Raw genomic sequence first — 19881 nt, 5'->3', positions numbered from 1 at the left:
CGTGCCCGACGTGTCAGCGTGCCGTGAGCTGGGCCACCGGGAAGGGCTGGCCGCGGGCCTCGCGGCCGTACTCGACTCCCTCCCCCTCAACGAGGCGGCGCCGCGCGGGCTGGTCGCCGTCCCCCGGTGGTCCGGCCCCCCAGGCGCCGAGCCGGTGCCGCTGCCCCTCGTCGGCAGCGAGGGCATCGAGGTGCTGCGGGTCGAGGGCCCGGCCGGCCCCGGCCTGACCGGGACGCGCGCCGCGGCCCTGGCCGCCGTACGCCTGGGCGTGCTGACCCGCCTGCTGGAACTGGCCGTCGAACGCCTCAGCCGGCGCGAGTTCGCCCGGACGCCGATCATCGAACGGCAGCTGGTGACCGGAGAGATCGCCGACCTGCTCACCGAGACCGAGGAGCTGACGGCGGCTCTGGAGCGCGCGGACGACTCGGTACCCGTGAGCGTGAGCGCGGCCTGGCACACCCGGCTGGACGGACTGGGCTGGCGCGTCGCGATGTTCTTCGGCGCCGAGGGCTACATCACCGGCCACCCGGCCCGCAGCGTCCATGTCTGCGCCCTCGTGGCCAACGTGTGCGTGGCACAGCCGCAGGACCCCGACGCCCGCCCCGTCCCCGCCGCCCGGCAGGAGGCGTCGTGCTGATCACCCTGGACGACCGGCTGCACGCGCTGCGGGGCGCCACCGCGGAGATCGCCGCGGAACTGCGCACCCACGCCCTGGCCGTGGACGCGGACCCGTCGCGGATGAAGCCCTACCTGGAGCTGGAGGCCTTCGGCCTGATCCGCCGGGCGACCACCCCGGACCGCTTCGGACGCGGCCCGCTCCGGCTCGGCGGCCACGTCTACGACCAGCGCAGCTGCCTGGAACGGGTCGTCTCCACCGTGGAGCTCGCCCGGGGGGACGCGGGCATGCTGCTCTCCTGCCCCGGCCCCGCGCTGGCGGGCATCCTGCTGGACGAGCTGGGCGACGAGGAGCAGCAACGCCGTTTCCACGAAAGGCTGTCCGACGGCAGGACCTGGTCCTTCTTCGCCATGACCGAGCCGGACCGGGGCAACGACGCGAGCGCCCTGGAAACCCGGCTGGTGCGTGACGGTGACGACCTGTACCGGCTGCACGGCACGAAGCGGTACGTGGGCAACGGCTCACGGGGCGGTGTCGGGGTCGTCTTCGCCCGGACCGGACGGGGCCCGCTGTCCATCAGGGCCGCGCTCGTCGAGCCGCCGGCCCCCGGATACCGGGGGGAGAGCCTGGACATGGTCGGACTGCGGGGCGCCAGGCTGAGCGAGATCTCGCTCGACGGGCTGCCCGTGGAGCCGCACATGCTGCTCGGCTCGCACAAGTCCCCCGCGCGCAGGGGGCTGTGGGGAGCTGTCCGCACCTTCCACCACATGCGGGCCCAGGTGGCCGCGATGGCCGTGGGCACCGGCCTCGCCCTGCACGAACTGGTCGTCGCCCACCGGCCCGGCGCCCCCGGCGCCGAGGAGGTCCTCGACCGGCTGGAGGCGTGCAGGCAGCTGGTGTACGCGGCGGGCGCCGCCGTGGACCGGGCACCGGACTCCGCCCGGCTGCCCTCGATGGCCAAGCTCGGCGCGACCCGGCAGGCCGTCGCGGTGAGCGCGTGGGCCGTCCGTTCGCTCGGTGCCGCCGCCCTGGTGGAGCACCCGCTGCTGGAGAAGTGGCGGCGTGACGTGTGCGGACTGGAGTTCATGGAGGGCACCACCAACATCCAGCGCGAACACATCGCCAAGAGCCACCTCAGAGCCCGGAGCACGGCATGACCGGCACCCGCCTCTGCCTGGAGGCGACCGCCCTCGCCGCCGACCCGCTGGGGCCGCCGCGCTTCCAGGACATCGCCACGGCGGCCGGGGGGCCGCTCGCCGGCATGGCCCGTCATGTGCGGCGCCTGGGCGTCCCGGCGGAAGGGGTCCACATGGCGGCCGCCCCGCTGACCAGCACGGCGGACCTCGCGCTCGCCGCACTCCGGCGGCTCGGGCCGCCGCCCGGCGGCGGCGAGACACTCGTCCTGCTCCAGTCCGGGTACGACCAGGAGCACCACACCGTGCCGCTGCCCCGTGTCTCGCAGGAGACGGAGTGGGAGTTCACCGAGGAGTTCGGCGTCAGCCACGCCACCGGACCCGGTGGCTGCGCCGCCGTGTTCGCCCTGCTCGCCAGGGTCCTCGCGCCCGGCGCCCGTGCCACCGTGCTGATCGCCGACCACTCCGAGTACGGCTTCGCCCCGGCGCTGCCAAGCGGTGTCGTCGTCGCCGTCCGGCTGGTCAACGGCCCCGGGCCGTGGCGGCTCACGCCCGGCCGGGGCGCGGCGCCGTCCGCCGCCTCGGCCCGCCGGATCGACACGGGCGGGCCCGCGAGCGGGTGGGCGTACGCGCTCGGGCTGCTCTCGGCCCGGGACGCGGCGTCGCACGGGCCCCTGCTGATGTGCGACGCGGCGGAGCCGGCCGACGGCCCCTGGACCCTGCTGGAGCCGGCCCCCGGGGCCGGACCCCTGCGGACGGGGCCCGTCCGGACCGGCGCCGAGCCGGTCGCACCCCTGCCGACCGGGGCCGAGCGGTGAGCGCGGGGCAGGAGGCGCTGTCCGGGGCGCCCGGCACCCGGGCGATCGCACGGTTCGCCGCACCGCTGGTGGCGGGCAGCCTGATCACCCAGGCCACCCAGTTCCTGGTGGTGACGGTGCTGGGCTCGCTCGGCGGCTCCGCGCTCTATCTGCGCGCCGTGTACGTGCCCGTCGCGTTCCTCTTCCTCGCCGTGAACACGGGCGTGGGCATCACGCTCCAGGTACTCACGGCTCGCCGGACCGGTGCCGGACAGCCCGGGGCGATCCCCGCGCTGCTCGGCTCCGTCGCCCGTCTCGGGCTCCTGGCCTACCTGGTCCTGGGCGCCGCCGTGGTGCTCGGCGCCGGACCGCTGGCCGCCCTGATGGCGGTGCCCGAGGCCCAGCGCCCGGCGTTCACCGGCTTCCTCACGCTGATGACGCTGGTCAGCCCCCTGGGCATGGCCGGCGAACTCTGCGCCGCGGTGCTGCGCGGAGTGGGCGCGACCGGCCGGAGCCTGCTGATGACCACGGCCTCCGCCGCCGTGACGCTCACCTGCCTGACCGTCCTCACCCGGGGGCCGTACGAGTCCGTCCACGCCCTGCCCTGGTCGCTCGCGCTCGGCGGCTCGGTGGAGACCGCGCTGGCACTGGTCCTGCTCCGACGGCGCGGGCCCTTCCCGCTCCGCGACATCGCACGCCGGGAGCCGGGCACCCTGCGCCCGGTCATGGCCATCGGGATGCCGGTCGCCGCCTCGGTCGCGCTGCTGTTCGTCGTGGAGTTCGTCCTCCTGCGGGTGGTCGCGCCCTTCGGCGAGGCCGCGGTGGCGGGCTTCTCCCTCGCCTACACCGTGCAGGCCGTGTTCATCGTCCCCGCCATGAGCTACGCCTCGTCCGTGGCGATCCTGGTCAACCAGTGCCGGGCGGCCGGACATCCCGCGCAGGCCAGGGCGGTGATGCGCCGGGGCGCCGCCCTGATCGGTGTCTGCTACGGAATCCTGACCGTCGTCCTCACGGTCGCGGGCCCCGGTGCGGTCGACGCGCTGCCACTGGACGGGGCCACCGCGGCGGAAGCCGTACGGTTCATGACCCTGGTCGGCCCCACTTTCGGCTGCACCGGCCTCGCCCTCGTCGCCCTGGGCGTCATGGAGCAGACCGGGCGCGGCCTCGTCGCCATCTGCATGAACACCCTGCACTTCGGCTGTGTGCTCGGCATCGGCGCGTGGGCCGCCCACGGCGAGGGCTCCACCGACGGCCTCTACGCCGTCCTCGCGATCGGCGCGGTGATCGGCGCCCTGGTCTCCTGGCCCATGGCCTGGCGGCTGGTCTACCGCGCCGAGGACGCACCGGCCGAGGCCACCGTGCCCCCGCGGCGCGAGAGCCGCCCGGCGGCCCCGGACGCGGTGCGGGGAGGGGAGTCATGAGCATCCCGGAGCGCCTCGCCGCGGCCTGGGCCGCCCTGCTGGGCACCCGTACCGGCACCGTCACCCGTACCGGCACCGGCACCGGGCCCGTCCCGGTGCGGGTGGGCCTCGACCTGCTGTCGATCGCCCGGTTCGAGCGGATCGCCCGCCACCCCGGCGGCCGGCGCATGGTCTTCCGCCCCGCCGAACTCGTCTACGCCGACAGCCTCGGCGAGGCACGCCGGACCGAGCACCTGGCCGGCCGGTTCTGCGCCAAGGAGGCCACCGCCAAGGCCCTGGGCCACGGGCTGGGGCAGGGCCTCGGCTGGCGGGACATCGAGATCACGCGCGACGGCCTGGGCGCACCGGGGGCCCGGCTGCACGGGCGGGCGAAACACCTCGCCGACCGGCAGGGCGTCACCGGCGTCGTGCTGTCACTGAGCCATCAGGACGGCCTGGCGGTGTGCGTCGCCGTGGCCCACGGGGCGTTCGTCCCCACCCAACGACCTGCGGAGAACACATGACTGAGCAGCTCACCGGCGACCCGCGGACCGCGCTGGTCACCGGCGGCTCGCGGGGGATCGGACGCGCGATCGCCGAACGGCTGGCGCAGGACGGCTTCGACATCGCCTTCTGCTACCGGGGGGACCACGAAGCGGCGGCCGAGACGGCCTCCCTCGTCGAGGCGGCGGGCCGCAGGGTGATGCACCGCGCGGTGGACGTGGCCGACCCCGACGCCGTAAGGGAGTTCACCGCACTGGCCCAGGAGCGGCTGGGACCGGTGCACGCCGCGGTCTCCTGCGCCGGCATCCACCGCGACCGGGCGGCCGCCCTGATGTCCGACGAGGACTGGTCCGACGTCGTACGCACCAACCTGGACGGGGCGTTCCACCTGAGCCGGTCCGTGCTGATGGGCATGTTCCGCCGCAGGGCGGGCTCGCTGGTCCTGATCTCCTCCGTGGCGGGCATCGGCGGCACCGCGGGGCAGGCCAACTACGCGGCGTCCAAGGCCGGACTGCACGGTCTGTGCGGCAGCCTCGCCAAGGAGGCCGGCCGCTACGGGGTGCGGGCCAACGTCGTGGCTCCCGGCTACATCGACTCCGACATGGTCGCGGACCTGCCCCCACGGGTCAGGGAGCAGGCGGTCGCGGCCGTCGCGCTCGGCGGATTCGGCACGCCCGCCCAAGTGGCCGACTCCGTCTCCTTCCTGGTGTCGGACCGAGCCTCCTACATCACCGGAGCGGTGCTGAGGGTCGACGGCGGTCTGACCGTCTGAACCGACCGGCCGCCGCCCCGGACGCAGTGCGTCGCCCACCGCAACCTCATCGAACCAAGGAGCACACCATGCCCGAAACGACCACCGACCTCACCGCGCGGCGCACGGCCGAGATCCGCGACATCGTCGCCGACCTGTTCTCGGCCGAACCGGCCGACGTGGAGGCCGCCACGTCCTTCGTCGACGACCTGGAAGCGGACTCGCTGCTGGCGATCGAGCTGCTGACCCACCTGGAGAAGCGGTACGGCGTCACCATCCCCGAGACGGAGATCGTGGACATGGTCAGCCTCAAGGCGACGTACGAGGTCGTCGCCCGGAACGCGGGCTGGTGAACGATGACACCACGCGTCGTCATCACCGGCATGGGGCCGGTGTCCAACATCGGTACCGGGATAGCCACGTTCGGCAAGGCGCTGCGGGAGGGCGTCTCCGGCACCGGGCCCATCCGCAGCTTCGACACCACCGGCTTCCAGCACACCAACGGCGGTGAGGTCGGCGACTTCTGCCCCGCCGACCTGCTGAGCCGGCTGGACACCGGCGCGTGGGGGCGCTCCGCCCTCTTCGCCGCCTCGGCCGCGCGACTCGCGGTCCAGGACGCCGGGATCCGGGTCCGGGGCGACGAGACGGCCGTCGTCATGGGCACCACCTCCGGCGAGCTGCGCGTCATGGTCGACATGATCGAGGGGTGGCACACCGACGGCTACGGGCCGCCCGACGCCGCTGCGGCCGCGCAGCTGCCCGCCTCGAAGCTGGCCCTGGCCGCCGCGCAGGAGCTCGGCGCGACCGGGGAGGTCCTCACCCTGGGCACGGCCTGCTCGGCCGGCAACTACGCACTGGGGTACGCCTACGACCTGCTGACGGCGGGTGAGGCCGAGGTGGTCGTGGCCGGCGGCGCGGACTCGGTCACCCGCTTCACCCACGCCGGTTTCCACCGGCTCGGCGCCCTCGCCGCGCAGGAGTGCCGCCCCTTCGACCTGCACCGGGACGGGATGCTGCCCGCGGAGGGCGGCGTCGCGCTCGTCCTGGAGACCCTGGACTCCGCGCGCGCCCGCGGCGCCCGTGTCTACGCGGAGCTGCTCGGCTACGGCATGACCTGCGACGCGGCCCACCCGGTCGCACCGGACGCGGACAGCATCGCCCGCTGTATCCGTACCGCGCACGAACGGGCGGGGGTCGACGCGGCCGAGGTCGACTACATCTGCGCGCACGGTACGGGGACCAGGACCAACGACCTGGTCGAGAGCCAGGCGGTACGCGCGGTGTTCGGGCAGAGCCCGCCGCCGATGAGCTCGATCAAGTCGATGCTCGGCCACGCGATGGGGGCGGCCAGCGGATTCGGCGCCGTCGCCTGCGCGCTGAGCATCCACGAGGGCTTCCTGCCGCCCACCGCGCACCACCGCACCACCGATCCGGAGATCGGCGGCATCGACCCGGTGCCGGGCACCGGGGTCGACAAGGACGTGCGGATCGCCCAGAACAACGGCTTCGCCTTCGGCGGCAACAACGCCATCACGATGCTGGGGAGGCTCTGATGAACGGCATGGTGATCACCGGGGTGGGCGCGATGCGCCCCGGCCCGGCCGCCCCGCCGGCCGGACTGGACGCCGGTCCGCTGCCCGACGCCGACCTGCACCAAGTGGCCGGCTTCGACCCGCAGGCGGTCCTCGGCCGCAAGGCGGCGCGCTACAACGACCGGGGCACCCTGATGGCGATGCACGCCTGCGAGACGGCCATGGCCGACGCGGGCCTCACCGTCACCGACACCAACCGCGACCGCACCGGGATCGCCGTCGGGACGACCGTGGGCAGCATCGCGGGCATCGTCACCTACGGCACCGACTCCTTCGACCGGGAGCGGCCCTATCTGGTGAAGGCGGCGCACTTCCCCCAGTCGGTGCTCAACACCATGGCCGGCGCCCTCGCCATCCGCACCGGGCTGCGGGGCGCCAACTCCACCGTCGCCGGCGGCCCGCTGGCCGGCCTCCAGGCGTTCCGGCACGCGGAGATGACCCTGCGGCGCGGGCACACGGACACCGTGCTGGTGGGCGCGGCGGAGGAGCTGAGCGTCCCCTCCGCCTGGTGGGCGCGCGTCGCGCGGCGGACCGGTCCGCACGGAGAGGGCGCCGCGATGTTCGTCATGGAGCGGCCGGAGGTCGCGAAGACGCAGGGCCGCACGGTCCTGGGGACCATGGGCGGCGTCGTCGTACGGGCGGCCGACCCCCGGCAGCCCGAAGCGGTGGCCGCCGTCGCACGGGCCGCCCTGAACCGGGCGGGCCTGGACGGGCACGAGGTGCGGACGGTACTCGTCAGGGCCACCGGCGACCCGGCGGTGGACCGCGCCCAGCACGAGGCGCTCACCGCGCTGACCGGCACGGAGCCCGTCCACCACGAGGACACCCTGGGGGACTGCTACAGCGCCCACAGCGTCCTCCAGCTCAGCCCGCTCGTGGCGCGCGGGCGGCCCGGCCATCCGCAGGGCCGGGGCGGACCCGTGCTGGTGGTGGCCGCCGACCCCGACGGCGCCCTGGCGGCGATGGCCTTCACGCCGCACGGCGCGGTACCGGCGGGGCACGACGACGCCGCCCGGCGGACGCGCCCCGCCCCGATCCCCGGAGCGGCCCGATGAACACCCCCGCGCACGACGCCGGCCTGCTCGAATGGTTCCGCCGGGGCCTGGCCCTCTCGCCCGACGGCACGGCTCTGAAGGCCGCGGGACGGGGCCACACCTACCGTGAACTCGACCTAGCCGCACGGACCCTGGCCGGCACGCTCCTCGCCCGCAGCCCGGGTGCCCGCCGGGTCGGGGTGCTCGCCCACCGGGGGGAGCGCGCCTACGCGGGATTCCTCGCCGGCCTCTACGCGGGCGCCGCCGTGGTGCCCCTGAACCCCGGCTACCCCGCCGAACGCACCCGCGCCATGATCGAGGCGGCCGGCGTGAGCGTCCTGCTGGTGGACGAAGCGGGAGAGGACTGCCTGCCGGCGCTCGGCGACGCCCTCGACGGGGTGACGGTCGTCGGCCGCCAGCTCGGCGAACCGCTGGAGCGGCCGGTGCCCGTACGGTCCGAGGATCCCGCGTACATCATGTTCACGTCCGGATCGACGGGCGTGCCCAAGGGCGTCCCGGTGTCGCACGGCAACGTCTCGCACTATCTGCGCTCCGTGCACGACCACTTCGACTTCGGCGCGGACGACGTCTTCTCGCAGACCTTCAACCTGACCTTCGACCTCGCGGTGTTCGACATGTTCGTGGCGTGGGGCTGCGGGGCATCCCTCGTCGTCGTACCGCCGGGCGCGTACACCCGGCTGCCGGCGTTCCTCGACAGGCACCGGATCAGCGTCTGGTTCTCCGCCCCCAGCGTGGTGCCCCTGCTGCGCCGGGCGCGCGCCCTGACCGCCGGCGCGATGCCCACCCTGCGCTACAGCCTCTTCTGCGGGGAGGCGCTGCTGCGTGAGGACGCGGCGTCCTGGCAGTCGGCGGCCGGCCGCTCGGCCGTGTACAACCTCTACGGGCCCACCGAACTGACCATCTCCTGCACCCTGCACCGCTGGGACCCCGCCACCTCGCCCGCGCTCTGCGTGAACGACGTGGTGCCCATCGGCCGTGCGCACCCGGGGCTGCGGCTGCATCTGCACCGGGAGGGCGGCGAGGCGGCCGGCACGGGTGAACTGTGCGTGAGCGGCGCGCAGATGGTCGCCGGCTATCTGAACCCGGCGGACGACGAGGGGCGGTTCCTGCACCACGGGGGAGAGCGGTGGTACCGGACCGGCGACCTGGTCCGTACGCTCCCCGACGGGCAACTGGCCTATCTGGGCCGCCTGGACCACCAGGTGAACATCAACGGGGTCCGTACGGAGCTCCGCGAGATCGACCACGCGCTGCGGCGGTGCACCGGTGTGGACGAGGCGGTCACGCTCGTGGCGGACGGAGCGCTGCGGGCGTACGTCACGGGCGCGGGCGTGGACCCAGCTTCGCTGCGCGGGGAGTTGGGGAGGATTCTCCCGAGGGATCTGATCCCGCTGCGCATCGAGCGGCTGGCCGCCTTCCCGCTGAACGCCAACGGGAAGATCGACCGCCCGGCGCTGACCCGGGCGGCCACCGGCGAACAGCCGGTGGCCGGATGACCTCGGACCTGCGGGGTTCAGCGGGCCGGCACCGGGCGCCTCTCCGGGGCGAGGGCCGAGCGCACCGTGGACATCAGCCCGTACTGGTAGTGGTCCCCCTCGCGCACCACCTGGACGAGCGAACAGTCCACCAGCCGGCCCAGCGTGTCCAGGAGCTGAGCCTGCGGGGCGACCGTCCCGTGCGCCGTGGCGTGCCGGACGTCATGGAGGGTGAACCGGGACGGCAGCCTCACCATGTCGTGCAGCAGCGCGCGCTGTGCCGGACTCAGCAGGTCCAGACTCCAGCGCACACTGGGAAGGACGCCCCGCTGGTGCGGCAGCAGCGAGAGGTCGGTGCCGGTCAGCCCGGCCGCCGCCGCCTCGTCGGCCACCAGCGCTGCCAGGGGCAGCGACCGCAGCCGCTCGGCGGCGAACTCCAGATAGCGGGGTATGCCGTCGAGCATGCGGCACAGCGCCCGTACGTCCGGCCCGCCGGGATCCAGCGACAGACCGGGACAGACCTCCCGCACCCGGTCCACGAAGAACTCCGCGGCGTTTCCCGGCCCGTCGGCCGGGAGCGGCTGCACCTCCCAGGTCCACGCGCCGCCGACGGCGAGCCGGCGCCGTGTGGTGACGACGACACTCAGGCGGGGGCACTCGTTCAGCAGCCGTGCGCTCAGACGCGTCACCGTGACCGGCAGGTGCTCCGCGTTGTCCAGGACCAGCAGCTCGGGGCGTGTCCCGTACGCCGGACCGGGCAGCCGGCGCCCCACCTCGTCCACGACCTCCCGGAAGGGCCGGGCGGCGGGGGAGTCCTCCGGGGGCAGGTGCCCCAGGTCCACCACGGCGCGGTGGTCCGGCGGAGGTGCGGCCCGGCAGGCCGCCTCCAGGGCGATCCTGCTCTTGCCCACGCCGCCCGGCCCCGTGACGACCACCAGGCGGCGCGTGCGCAGCGCGTGCACGAGCGCTTCCACGTCGTGCTCCCGCACCGCCTGCGCGGAGCTGGAGCCGGGGCCGGGGCCGGTGGGACGGATGTCCTTTCTGTCCAGCACGGCGAGGAGCATGGCCAGCGAGGAGCGTCTGGGACTGCCGACCCGGCCGGTCTCTATGTTGCGTATCGTGCGGACGCTCACGCCCGACCGTTCCGCGAGTTCCTCCTGCGTCCAGCCGAGGTGTCCGCGCCGGCGGATGATGAATGCGGCGAAGGCGGTGCCGTCCTGCCAGGTGATATTCCCGTCCATGGACGGGGCCAGGCCGGCCGGGGGAAAATTCGCCGGCGAATCGCCCGGTGCCTCGACCAGCGACTCGTACGGCGGCTCGTACGGCGAATCAACCGGCGAATCCACCGGCGATTCCACCTGCGATTCAGCAGGCCATGAGGCGGATAAGGCATCGCGGAGCCAGGCCGCTTCGGGAACGGTTAGCAGATCACCGTTCAACTGGTATTCACCGGGCGATTCTCTGTGCGGTATTCCGTCCTGCATAGGTTGTGCAGCCCCCATTGCTCTGCTCCCCTGACCGCGCCGCCGCAGAACCTCGACAGAAGGCCGAAGGCGGTACGGGCGCGGTGGGAGAGCGCTCTCTAGGTGTGAATCTGGCGCATGCCGGAGGTTGTGTCAAGGGTCTTGAGATCCAGGAGGTCACATGAGTTCGAGCGATACCGATGACGCGTTCCCGGGCCGGCATCCGCTGGCTTCGGCGCAACTGAACTTCCTGTTCGACGAAATCGAGTACCCCGGGAACAGCTGGGTCTCGATCCAGGAAAGCGTGCACCTGCCGTGCCGCCTGAGCGAACGGCAGGCGCGTAATCTTCTCGCCCATGTGTGCCGGCGGAGCGAGGCGGTCCGCAGCCGGGTCGTGAAGGACCCCGACGGTGTATTCCGGCAGGAAATCATGGAGCTGGACGACTTCTTCGCCCACAGTTTCCGCTACAGCGACTCCGCGCGGCCGCAGGACCTCCTGGCACAGTGCCCGCAGCCGCTCGACGCGTTCACGAGGTCGTCGTTCTTCCTCGTCGCCGACGGTCCCGCGGGCGCCGTCGTGTACTTCGCGGTGCACCACTCGTTCTTCGACGGCGTGGCGACGGGGCTGCTCGGCCGGATGATCCTGTCGGCGGCCGCCGATCCGGACATCCTGGACGCGAGCCGCGGCGACGGGCCCGGTGAGAGGGCGGCCCAGCCGCGCCAGGTGCGGGCCTTCGAGGTGGATGCCCGCGGTGTCCGGTCCACCCGCAGATGGCTGGGCTTCCACGGCACCGTGCGCGGACTGACCTGGCCCGGGGCGCCCGCCGGCGCTCCCGCCGAGCGGCCTGTGCGTGGTGCCGCCGGCGGTCTCGACGCGGAGAACCGCGTCTCGTTCGCCCTGGGCGGGGAGTTCGCGCGGGCGCTGCCACGGGCGGCGGCGGAGCTCGGGGTCAGTGCGCCCTCGCTCATCAACTCGCTGGTCTGCGGGTGCGTGGGCGAGCTGTTCGGGCTGCGGGAGGTCACGCTCAAGACGATCTGCTCGAACCGCTTCCGGCCCGTGCTGCGCGAGGCGCTGGCCTGCCTGGCGACGGAGGTCTGGGCGGCACGCGGGACGGAGGGCTCCGGGCGCCCCGAGTGGCACCGCCGGTTCCACGGGGAACTGCTCGGCGCCTACCGGAGCGGGATGTACGACTGGGACGCGGTGCGCGGGTCGGCCAACTTCCCCGGCCCGTACCGCTCCGGGCAGAGCGTGTCGACCAACGTCGCGTACGCCAAGGGAGTCCGGCCGGGTCCCGGGGCGGACGACACCCCGGTGTTCACCCCGCTGGAGCCGCTGCTGGTCCCCCGGGTCCTCGGGCACGAGCTCGCCGTGCACGCCGTGATCGGGAGCCGGGACGTGCTGTTCATGGTCAAGGCGGCGGCACACCGGATGGACGAGGCGGCGGCCCTGGCGTTCGCCCGGGGACTCTGCGACCACTTCACACGCTCCTTGTCCGGTCTGCGGGTGGCTCCCTGAGCCCCGGGCGGCCCGCCGGGCCCGCGCCCCAGGCCCCGGCCCGCCCGGCGGACCCGGTCAGTTCTTGATCCGGTCCTCCAGAGCGGTGCGCCAGGCCGGGAGGACCGCCTCGCGCACCGGTGCGCTGCCGCGCCCGCCCCGGCTCAGGAAGTCCGACAGCGGCAGGGACGCGGCGCCCACGGTGACCGCGTCGGGGCCCAGCCTGCCCAGCTCCACGGTGACCTTCGAGGCCGGGTGGGACAGGGAGTAGGCCACGGCGTGGGCCCGGACCGCGTCGAGGTGGCGGGCCCCGAACTGCAGCCCCGCCCAGCCGCCGATCAGGACGCGGTCGGGCTGGAGGAGGTTGATGAGACCCGCCACCCCGGCGCCCAGGTACTCGGCGGTCTCCCGCACCAGCGCGCGGGCCACGGGGTCGGGTCCGGTGCCGTCGTCCGGAGCGGCCGCGGCGAGCAGCGCGGTGAGGCGGGTCTCCTGGTCGACGCCTTCCGGAGGGTGCCCGCCGGCCTCCTGCCAGCGCTGCACGAGGGCCTCCGCGCCCGCGTACGCCTCCAGGCATCCCGAAGAGCCGCAACGGCACTGCCGGCCGCCCACCCGCACGGTCAGGTGGCCCCATTCGAGGGCCTGCCCCTGGGGGGCGTCCTCCGCGAAGAGGCACGCGCTGACGCCGGAGCCGAAGAGGATCGCCACGGCGCTGTGCGCGCCCCGGCCGGCCCCGAACCACATCTCGGCCCGGCCGAGCGTCTTGGCCCCGTTGTCGATGACGTAGGGCACGGAGTCCGGCAGGCTGCCGGCCTCGCGCAGCAGCGTCTCCAGGGGGACCGCGTCCCAGCCGATGGTCTGGCCGTGCACGATCGCGCCCCGCACCGGGTCGTGTTCCACGACGCCGGGGACGCCGATCCCGACGCCGATGAGGCCGTCCGCCCCGAGCCCGGCCGCCGCCAGCACCTCGTCGATGCCACTGCGGATGTGGTCCACGATCTGGTCCACTTCGTATACGTTCGCCGCCAGCGGCCGTTCGGTGCGGGCGAGTTCGGCCAGGGTGAAGTCGAGGACCGCGACGCGCACCCGGGTCTCCCCGACGTCGATGCCGATCAGATGGCCGTGACCTGGGTTGACCCGCAGCAGGGCGCGCGGGCGCCCGCCGTCCGACTCCACGCTGCCGGCCTCCTCCACCAGTTGATCGGCGACGAGTTCGGTGACCACGTTGCTGACGGAACCCGAGCTGAGACCGGTGGCGGTGCCCAGCTCCGGGCGGCTCATCGGCCCATCGAAATACAAATGTTGCAATACGGCCGCACGGCTGCTCCGGCGCAGGTCACGCACCGTACGTCTGGTCCGCTGGGCCATCTGGGCTCCTTCCCCGCTTGCTCGGCAGGCACGCTACCCCGCCTCCGGCTCTTGACGCGACCTTCTCATGAGGCTTAACTCACGCCATAAATTAAGCCATGGGGGTTGCGTGGCCGCTCGCCGGGTTCCGGTCGCGGACTCGGCACGTCCGGCTTGGACGCTCCTCAGGAAGGGACACCTGGAGCCATGCGAAGTATCCGAGTAGTCGCCAGCAGTGCGGCAGTCATCTCCCTGCTTGCCGCCGCGACCGCGTGTGGTGGCGGAGAGTCCGCGGGCGGCGGGTCCAGCTCGCCGAAGACGCTCACCTACTGGGCCTCCAACCAGGGACCGAGCCTCGAGGCCGACAAGAAGATCCTCACTCCCGAGCTGAAGAAGTTCGAGAAGCAGACCGGCATCAAGGTCAAGCTGGAAGTGGTTCCCTGGTCGGACCTGCTCACGCGCATCCTCACGGCGACGACCTCCGGCAAGGGCCCCGATGTGCTGAACATCGGCAACACCTGGTCCTCCTCGCTCCAGGCGACCGGCGCGCTGCTGCCCTGGGACGACGCGAACTTCGCGAAGGTCGGCGGCCGCGACCGCTTCGTGGAGTCGGCGCTCGGCTCGACCGGTGCGCAGGACAAGGACCCGGCCGCGCTGCCGCTCTACTCCATGGCGTACGCCCTCTACTACAACAAGGCGATGTTCAAGGAGGCCGGCATCGAGAAGCCGCCGGCCACCTGGGCCGAGGTCGCCGAGACCGGCAAGAAGCTGTCGAAGGACGGCAAGTGGGGCCTCGGGGCCGAGGGCTCGAACCTCTCCAACAACATCCACCAGGTGTTCGTCCTGGCCAAGCAGCACGGCGCGGACTTCTTCGACTCCGAGGGCAAGCCGAACTTCACCGACGACAAGGTCGTCGCCTCGGTCAAGCAGTACGTCGACATGATGGCCAAGGACAAGATCGTCGCGCCCGGCAACGCCGAGTACTCGCAGAACCAGTCGCTCAGCGACTTCTCCAAGAGCAAGACGGCCATGGTGCTGTGGCAGGCCGCGGCCACCACGTTCAAGTCCCAGGGCATGAAGGACTCCGACTGGGGCGTCGCACCGGTGCCGGTCCAGTCCGGGAAGCCGGGCCAGGGCGAGCAGATCAACTCGATGGTGGCCGGCATCAACATCGCCGTCTTCAAGAACAGCAAGAACCTCGACGGCGCCACGAAGTTCGTCAAGTTCATGACGAGCGACGAGGAGCAGAAGCTCCTCTGTAAGACGTACGGCTCGATCCCGCCGGTGAAGGCTGCCCAGGGCGACGCCGCGTTCAACCGGCCCGAGCTCGAGGTCCTGAAGAACACGCTCGCCACCAGCGCCTCGGCCCTGCCGCAGGTGCCCAACGAGTCGCAGTTCGAGACGGCCGTCGGCACCGCGGTCAAGTCCCTGTTCGCCAAGGCCGCCGGCGGTGCGTCGATCAGTACGGCGGACGTCAAGGCCGAGCTCACCAAGGCTGAGCAGCAGATGGCCAGTCAGTGAGTGATTCGTCCATGACCACCATCGTGAACCCCGTGCAGGGGGACCCGGCGGTGCGCAAGGACACTCCCGGGGAGGCGCCGCGCAAGCAGCGCCGCCCCGGGCGCCTGCGCCGCCTCAGCCTTCCCTACCTGCTCCTGCTTCCCGCGGTCGTGCTGGAACTCCTCGTCCATCTGGTGCCGATCGCCTTCGGCTTCATCATGGCGTTCAAGGAGCTCACGCAGTTCTACCTGCGGGACTGGTCCGCTGCTCCCTGGCGCGGCGTGGAGAACTTCCGTATCGCCGTCGACTTCGACGCACCCGTCGGCAAGGCGCTGCTGCACTCCTTCTGGGTCACCTGCCTCTTCACCGTGCTCGCGGTCGCCCTGTGCTGGCTGCTGGGTGTCGCGGCGAGCATCTTCATGCAGGAGGCCTTCGCCGGACGGGGCTTCCTGCGGACGCTGTTCCTCGTGCCGTACGCCCTGCCCGTCTACGCGGCGGTCATCACCTGGGCGTTCATGTTCCAGCGGGACAACGGCCTGGTGAACCACGTGCTGCACGACCAGCTCGGCCTGACCGACGGGCTGCCCTTCTGGCTGATCGGTGACAACGCCTTCTACACCCTGCTGATCGTCTCGGTCTGGAAGGGCTGGCCCTTCGCCTTCCTGATCGTGATGGCGGGTCTGCAGAACATCCCCAAGGAGCTCTACGAGGCGGCCGCGCTGGACGGTGCCGGTATGTGGCAGCAGATCCGCCGCATCACCCTGCCGTCGCTGCGGCCGGTCAACCAGGTGCTGGTCCTCGTGCTGTTCCTGTGGACGTTCAACGACTTCAACACGCCGTTCGTGCTCTTCGGCAAGGCGGCACCGGAGTCGGCCGACCTCATCTCCGTACACATCTACCAATCGTCGTTCGCTACCTGGAACTTCGGCACCGGAGCGGCGATGTCGGTCCTGCTGCTGCTGTTCCTGCTGGTGGTGACGGCGGTCTACCTGCTGCTCACCTCTCGTGGGAGGAAGGCCTCACGTGGCTAGCCACACCGTCCCGGGGGCCCGTGCCCCGCGCTCGCCGATGGCCTCCCCGCGCTCCTTCGTCTGGGCCCGGCGGGTCTTCCTGACCCTGCTCGCGGGCTTCGTCCTGCTGCCCGTCTACGTCATGGTCTCCAGCTCCCTCAAGCCGCTGGAGGACGTGTCGGGCAAGTTCCAGTGGCTGCCCACCGGGCTGACGATCCGGCCGTACTTCGACATCTGGAAGACCGTTCCGCTCGGCCGGTACTTCGTCAACTCCCTTATCGTGGCCGGTTCCGCGACCGTGCTGTCGGTGATCATCGCGGTGTTCGCCGCCTACGCCGTCAGCCGCTACACCTTCCGGGGCAAGCGGGTCTTCACCGTCACGGTGCTGTCCACGCAGATGTTCCCCGGCATCCTCTTCCTGCTGCCGCTGTTCCTCATCTACGTGAACATCGGCGACGCCACCGGCATCGAGCTGTTCGGCTCGCGCGGCGGGCTGATCCTCACCTACCTCACGTTCTCGCTGCCGTTCTCGATCTGGATGCTCATCGGGTACTTCGAGTCGGTGCCCAGGGAGCTGGACGAGGCCGCCATGGTGGACGGCTGCGGGCCGCTCAAGGCCCTGTTCCGGGTGGTGGTGCCGGCCGCGACGCCGGGCATCGTCGCGGTGGCCGTCTACGCGTTCATGACGGCCTGGGGCGAGGTGCTTTTCGCTTCCGTGATGACCACGGAGAACACCCGCACCCTCGCCGTCGGCCTGCAGGGCTACTCCACGCAGAACGACGTGTACTGGAACCAGATCATGGCCGCCTCACTCGTCGTGAGCATCCCCGTGGTCGCCGGATTCCTGCTGCTCCAGCGCTACCTGGTCGCCGGACTGACGGCCGGTGCGGTCAAGTGACGCGCGGCGGTCGGATGCCTGACCGCCGCGCCCTCCGCTGCTGTTGAAGCCCAAACCCCTTGATGGGTAAGGGCATTGACAGGGCGTCATGCTCCTGCCTAGGTTGGGCTCCGCGCTGGAGAGCGCTCTCCCGGAGTGGTCGGCAGCCGGCGTGAGGCACCCCGCTGCCCCGCCGGCGCGCCGCCCCGGCCTTCCGTGGACCTCACTCCCGAAGGCCCGAGGCCCGGACTCCGTGCGTCCGCCCCCGCCCGAACATCAGGAGCAGTGTGTGAACCGGTTGGAGTACTACGCGCAGTGGCCGTCGCTGCGGTCCGACATCGCCGTCGACCCCGCGGTCGAGGAGACCGTCCGGGGGATCCTCGCCCTGATGACGGTCGAGGAGAAGATCGGGCAGATGATCCAGCCCGACCTGGTCGAGCTGACCGCCGACGACGTGCGCGCCTACCGGATCGGCTCGGCGCTCAACGGCGCCGGCCGGTGGCCGGACGGGGACCGCAGGGCCGACGCCGGGCAGTGGGCCCGGACCGTCGGAGTCTTCTGGGAGGCGGCCCGGGACGCCTACCGCGACCGGCCGTTCCACATCCCGTTCATGTGGGCGAGCGACGCCGTGCACGGCCACAACAACGTGCACGGGGCCACGGTCTTCCCGCACAACATCGGTCTGGGAGCGGCCCGCGACCCGGAACTCATCCGCCGGATCGGCGCCGCGACCGCCCGCGAGGTCGCGGCCACCGGCATGGACTGGACGTTCGCCCCGACCGTGGCCACCCCCAGGGACCTGCGCTGGGGCCGGTGCTACGAGGGGTACTCCGAGGACCCCGAGATCGTGCACGCCTACGCCCGCGCCATGGTCGAGGGCCTCCAGGGCGACGCCGAAGGGCTGCGGTCCGACTCCCGGGTCCTGTCCTGCGCCAAGCACTGGGTGGGCGACGGCGGCACCTACGAGGGCGAGGACCGGGGGATCGCCCGGTGCGGCGAGGACCTGCTGCGGAACATCCACGCGATGGGGTTCTTCTCAAGCATCGAGGCGGGCGCCCAGTCCGTGATGGTGTCCTACAGCGGCTGGGAGGACGGGGACCGCGTCGAGGGCAGGGCCCACGGCAGCGCCTACCTGATCAGCGACGTGCTGAAGGACGCCCTGTCCTTCGACGGGGTGGTCATCGGCGACTGGGACGCCCACCCCTATGTCGAGGGCTGCACCGAGGGCGACGCCGGCAACGTCATCAGGGCGGGCGTGGACATCCTCATGGTCTCGACCCGCGCGAAGTGGCAGGAGGTGTACCGCAACGCCGTCGGACAGGTGGAGTCGGGCGCCATCGCGATGTCCCGGATCGACGACGCGGTGCTGCGCATCCTGCGGGTCAAGGCGAGGGCCGGACTGTGGGAGAAGCCGCGCCCCCAGGACCGTCTCCTGGCGGGCCGCGCCGATGTGCTCGGCGCCCCCGCGCACCGCGCGCTGGCCCGTGAGGCGGCACGCAAGTCGCTGGTGCTGCTGAAGCACGAGGGCTCCGTCCTGCCGCTGGCCCGCACCGCGAAGGTGCTGGTCACCGGCAGCGCGGCGGACTCCATCGGCAAGCAGACCGGCGGCTACACCGTCACCTGGCAGGGCGACGACGTCTCCCTGGACGACTTCCCCGGCGGCATCACCACGGCCGGAGCCGTCGCCGAGATCGTGGGCACGGACCGCTGCACGGTGGATCCCTTCCTGGAACACGCGGACCCCGCCGCCCACGACGTCGTCGTGATGGCGATGGGCGAGGACCCCTACGCGGAGATGTTCGGGTCCGTCAGACCGTGGCGCTCGATCGGCTACGCCGACCTGAAGCCGTCCTACGCCCGCGACCTCCACACCCTGCGCAGGCTGAGGAGCTCGGGCGCGAAGGTCGTCACCCTCCTGTTCAGCGGCCGCCCGCTGTACGCGACCGAGGAGATCAACCTCTCGGACGCCTTCGTCGCGGCCTGGCTGCCCGGACCCGACGCGCGCGCCCTCACCGACGTGCTCTTCCGCGACGCCGCCGGCGAACAGGCGCACGACTTCCGGGGCAGGCTGGGTTTCAGCTGGCCCCGCAGCCGCCGCTCGACGGCGGCCAACCGGATTCCGCGCCACATCCCCGAGTACCGCGTGCCCCCGGGGGAGCAGGAGCCGACCGGCCCGCACGCCCCGCTCTTCCCGTACGGATACGGGCTTCACCTCAGCGGTCCGGACAGCGCCGCAGACCCGGCGTACCGCTCACCGCTGCCGGTCGACGAGGAGGAATTCCTGCCGCAGGCAGCGGTGTTCAGTGCCCCCGCGCTGGTGATCGGATCCGGCGGGGACACCTCGTACACCTTCCACGTCAGCGCCACCGACAACGGACCGCAGCAGGTGCCGGAGGGCAACCGGCTGGAGACGCCGTTCATCTCGGTGGAGCCGGCCGGCGACCCGGAGCACCCCGACGGCGTGGCCCTCGCCTTCAAGGGGACCCGGACGTTCTTCTACGCGCAGGCGCACGACGGCAAGCCGTACGACCTGCGGGAACTCCTCGCGAGTGGCGGACGGCTCCGCTTCGGCGTGCGGGTCGTCGAACCGCCGGCCGGTCCCTTCTACCTGACCTGCCACAACGACTACCCCCAGCAGCCGGTGATCGACATCTCCGGCCGGCTGCGCGCGCTGCCTCCGGGCGAGTGGGCGTCCTTCGAGGTCCCGCTGTCCGAACTGGCCTCGGCGGGAGTGGGGTTCTCGTTCGTCGACGTCCCCTTCCTGGTCTACACCGAGGTCCCGGCCCGCCTGGAGCTCAGCGGCATACGGCTCACGGCCGAGCCCGCCCAGGGCCTGTCGTAAGACTGAAGTGCCGCCCCGCCAGGG

General features: G+C 72.5%; 17 protein-coding genes. 15 read left to right on the top strand and 2 right to left on the bottom strand.

The window, feature by feature from the left end; all coding sequences use genetic code 11:
- Position 1 precedes the first annotated feature (1 nt).
- The 10 genes from ACGFU6_RS19155 (at position 2) to ACGFU6_RS19110 (ending at position 9344) form a co-directional block, all read left to right on the top strand.
- On the top strand, positions 2-637 hold the full coding sequence (locus ACGFU6_RS19155) for an acyl-CoA dehydrogenase family protein (protein ID WP_393612193.1): 636 nt from the start codon (positions 2-4) through the stop codon (positions 635-637).
- Positions 631-1773 (top strand): acyl-CoA dehydrogenase family protein, encoded by a 1143-nt coding sequence (locus ACGFU6_RS19150; RefSeq protein WP_393612191.1) that lies wholly within the window; start codon positions 631-633, stop codon positions 1771-1773. The genes ACGFU6_RS19155 and ACGFU6_RS19150 overlap by 7 nt, the downstream gene beginning before the upstream one ends.
- On the top strand, positions 1770-2567 hold the full coding sequence (locus tag ACGFU6_RS19145) for a hypothetical protein (RefSeq protein ID WP_393612190.1): 798 nt from the start codon (positions 1770-1772) through the stop codon (positions 2565-2567). Before ACGFU6_RS19150 ends, ACGFU6_RS19145 begins: the two co-directional genes overlap by 4 nt.
- Positions 2564-3967, top strand: coding sequence for an MATE family efflux transporter (locus ACGFU6_RS19140; protein ID WP_393612189.1), 1404 nt, complete (start codon positions 2564-2566; stop codon positions 3965-3967). Before ACGFU6_RS19145 ends, ACGFU6_RS19140 begins: the two co-directional genes overlap by 4 nt.
- Positions 3964-4470 (top strand): holo-ACP synthase, encoded by a 507-nt coding sequence (gene acpS, locus ACGFU6_RS19135; RefSeq protein ID WP_393612187.1) that lies wholly within the window; start codon positions 3964-3966, stop codon positions 4468-4470. Before ACGFU6_RS19140 ends, acpS begins: the two co-directional genes overlap by 4 nt.
- The gene (gene fabG, locus ACGFU6_RS19130) at positions 4467-5222 is read left to right on the top strand and encodes a 3-oxoacyl-ACP reductase FabG (RefSeq protein WP_393612186.1); all 756 of its coding nucleotides are present in this window, start codon (positions 4467-4469) and stop codon (positions 5220-5222) included. Before acpS ends, fabG begins: the two co-directional genes overlap by 4 nt.
- A gap of 68 nt (positions 5223-5290) precedes the next feature.
- A complete protein-coding gene (locus ACGFU6_RS19125; RefSeq protein WP_393612185.1) occupies positions 5291-5554 on the top strand; it encodes an acyl carrier protein in 264 nt (87 codons plus the stop codon).
- Positions 5555-5557: 3 nt separating this feature from the next.
- Complete coding sequence (locus ACGFU6_RS19120) at positions 5558-6754, top strand: beta-ketoacyl-[acyl-carrier-protein] synthase family protein (RefSeq protein ID WP_393612183.1); 1197 nt, start codon at positions 5558-5560, stop codon at positions 6752-6754.
- Positions 6754-7848 carry a beta-ketoacyl synthase N-terminal-like domain-containing protein gene (locus ACGFU6_RS19115; protein ID WP_393612182.1) on the top strand — a complete coding sequence of 365 codons (1095 nt, stop codon included), beginning with the start codon at positions 6754-6756 and terminating at the stop codon, positions 7846-7848. The genes ACGFU6_RS19120 and ACGFU6_RS19115 overlap by 1 nt, the downstream gene beginning before the upstream one ends.
- Positions 7845-9344 (top strand): amino acid adenylation domain-containing protein, encoded by a 1500-nt coding sequence (locus tag ACGFU6_RS19110; protein WP_393612180.1) that lies wholly within the window; start codon positions 7845-7847, stop codon positions 9342-9344. The genes ACGFU6_RS19115 and ACGFU6_RS19110 overlap by 4 nt, the downstream gene beginning before the upstream one ends.
- 17 nt (positions 9345-9361) lie before the next feature.
- Here ACGFU6_RS19110 and ACGFU6_RS19105 read toward each other — a convergent pair whose 3' ends face one another.
- A complete protein-coding gene (locus tag ACGFU6_RS19105; RefSeq protein WP_393612179.1) occupies positions 9362-10669 on the bottom strand; it encodes a helix-turn-helix domain-containing protein in 1308 nt (435 codons plus the stop codon).
- A 298-nt stretch (positions 10670-10967) separates the two neighbouring features.
- On the opposite strand from ACGFU6_RS19105, the gene ACGFU6_RS19100 reads away from it, so the two are divergent.
- Complete coding sequence (locus ACGFU6_RS19100; protein ID WP_393612178.1) at positions 10968-12302, top strand: hypothetical protein; 1335 nt, start codon at positions 10968-10970, stop codon at positions 12300-12302.
- 57 nt (positions 12303-12359) lie between these two features.
- Here ACGFU6_RS19100 and ACGFU6_RS19095 read toward each other — a convergent pair whose 3' ends face one another.
- Entirely contained in the window at positions 12360-13649 is a 1290-nt protein-coding gene (locus ACGFU6_RS19095; RefSeq protein WP_393612177.1) for an ROK family protein, read from the bottom strand.
- Positions 13650-13835: 186 nt separating this feature from the next.
- Between ACGFU6_RS19095 and ACGFU6_RS19090 the strand changes: the two genes are divergently transcribed.
- From ACGFU6_RS19090 to ACGFU6_RS19075, 4 genes are all read left to right on the top strand, one after another.
- A complete protein-coding gene (locus tag ACGFU6_RS19090) occupies positions 13836-15149 on the top strand; it encodes an ABC transporter substrate-binding protein (RefSeq protein ID WP_393612175.1) in 1314 nt (437 codons plus the stop codon).
- An 11-nt stretch (positions 15150-15160) separates the two neighbouring features.
- The gene (locus ACGFU6_RS19085; RefSeq protein WP_393612173.1) at positions 15161-16159 is read left to right on the top strand and encodes a carbohydrate ABC transporter permease; all 999 of its coding nucleotides are present in this window, start codon (positions 15161-15163) and stop codon (positions 16157-16159) included.
- Positions 16160-16196: 37 nt separating this feature from the next.
- On the top strand, positions 16197-17036 hold the full coding sequence (locus ACGFU6_RS19080; RefSeq protein WP_393612283.1) for a carbohydrate ABC transporter permease: 840 nt from the start codon (positions 16197-16199) through the stop codon (positions 17034-17036).
- Positions 17037-17304: 268 nt separating this feature from the next.
- Positions 17305-19857: a glycoside hydrolase family 3 N-terminal domain-containing protein gene (locus ACGFU6_RS19075; protein ID WP_393612171.1), complete on the top strand. Its 2553-nt coding sequence runs from the start codon at positions 17305-17307 to the stop codon at positions 19855-19857.
- The last annotated feature ends 24 nt before the right edge of the window (positions 19858-19881 follow it).

The sequence above is a fragment of the Streptomyces sp. NPDC048462 genome, assembly GCF_043200175.1.
Taxonomy (GTDB): Bacteria; Actinomycetota; Actinomycetes; order Streptomycetales; family Streptomycetaceae; genus Streptomyces.
Note: the sequence above shows the minus strand (reverse complement) of the source record. Positions and strands in the feature narration are given on the sequence as shown.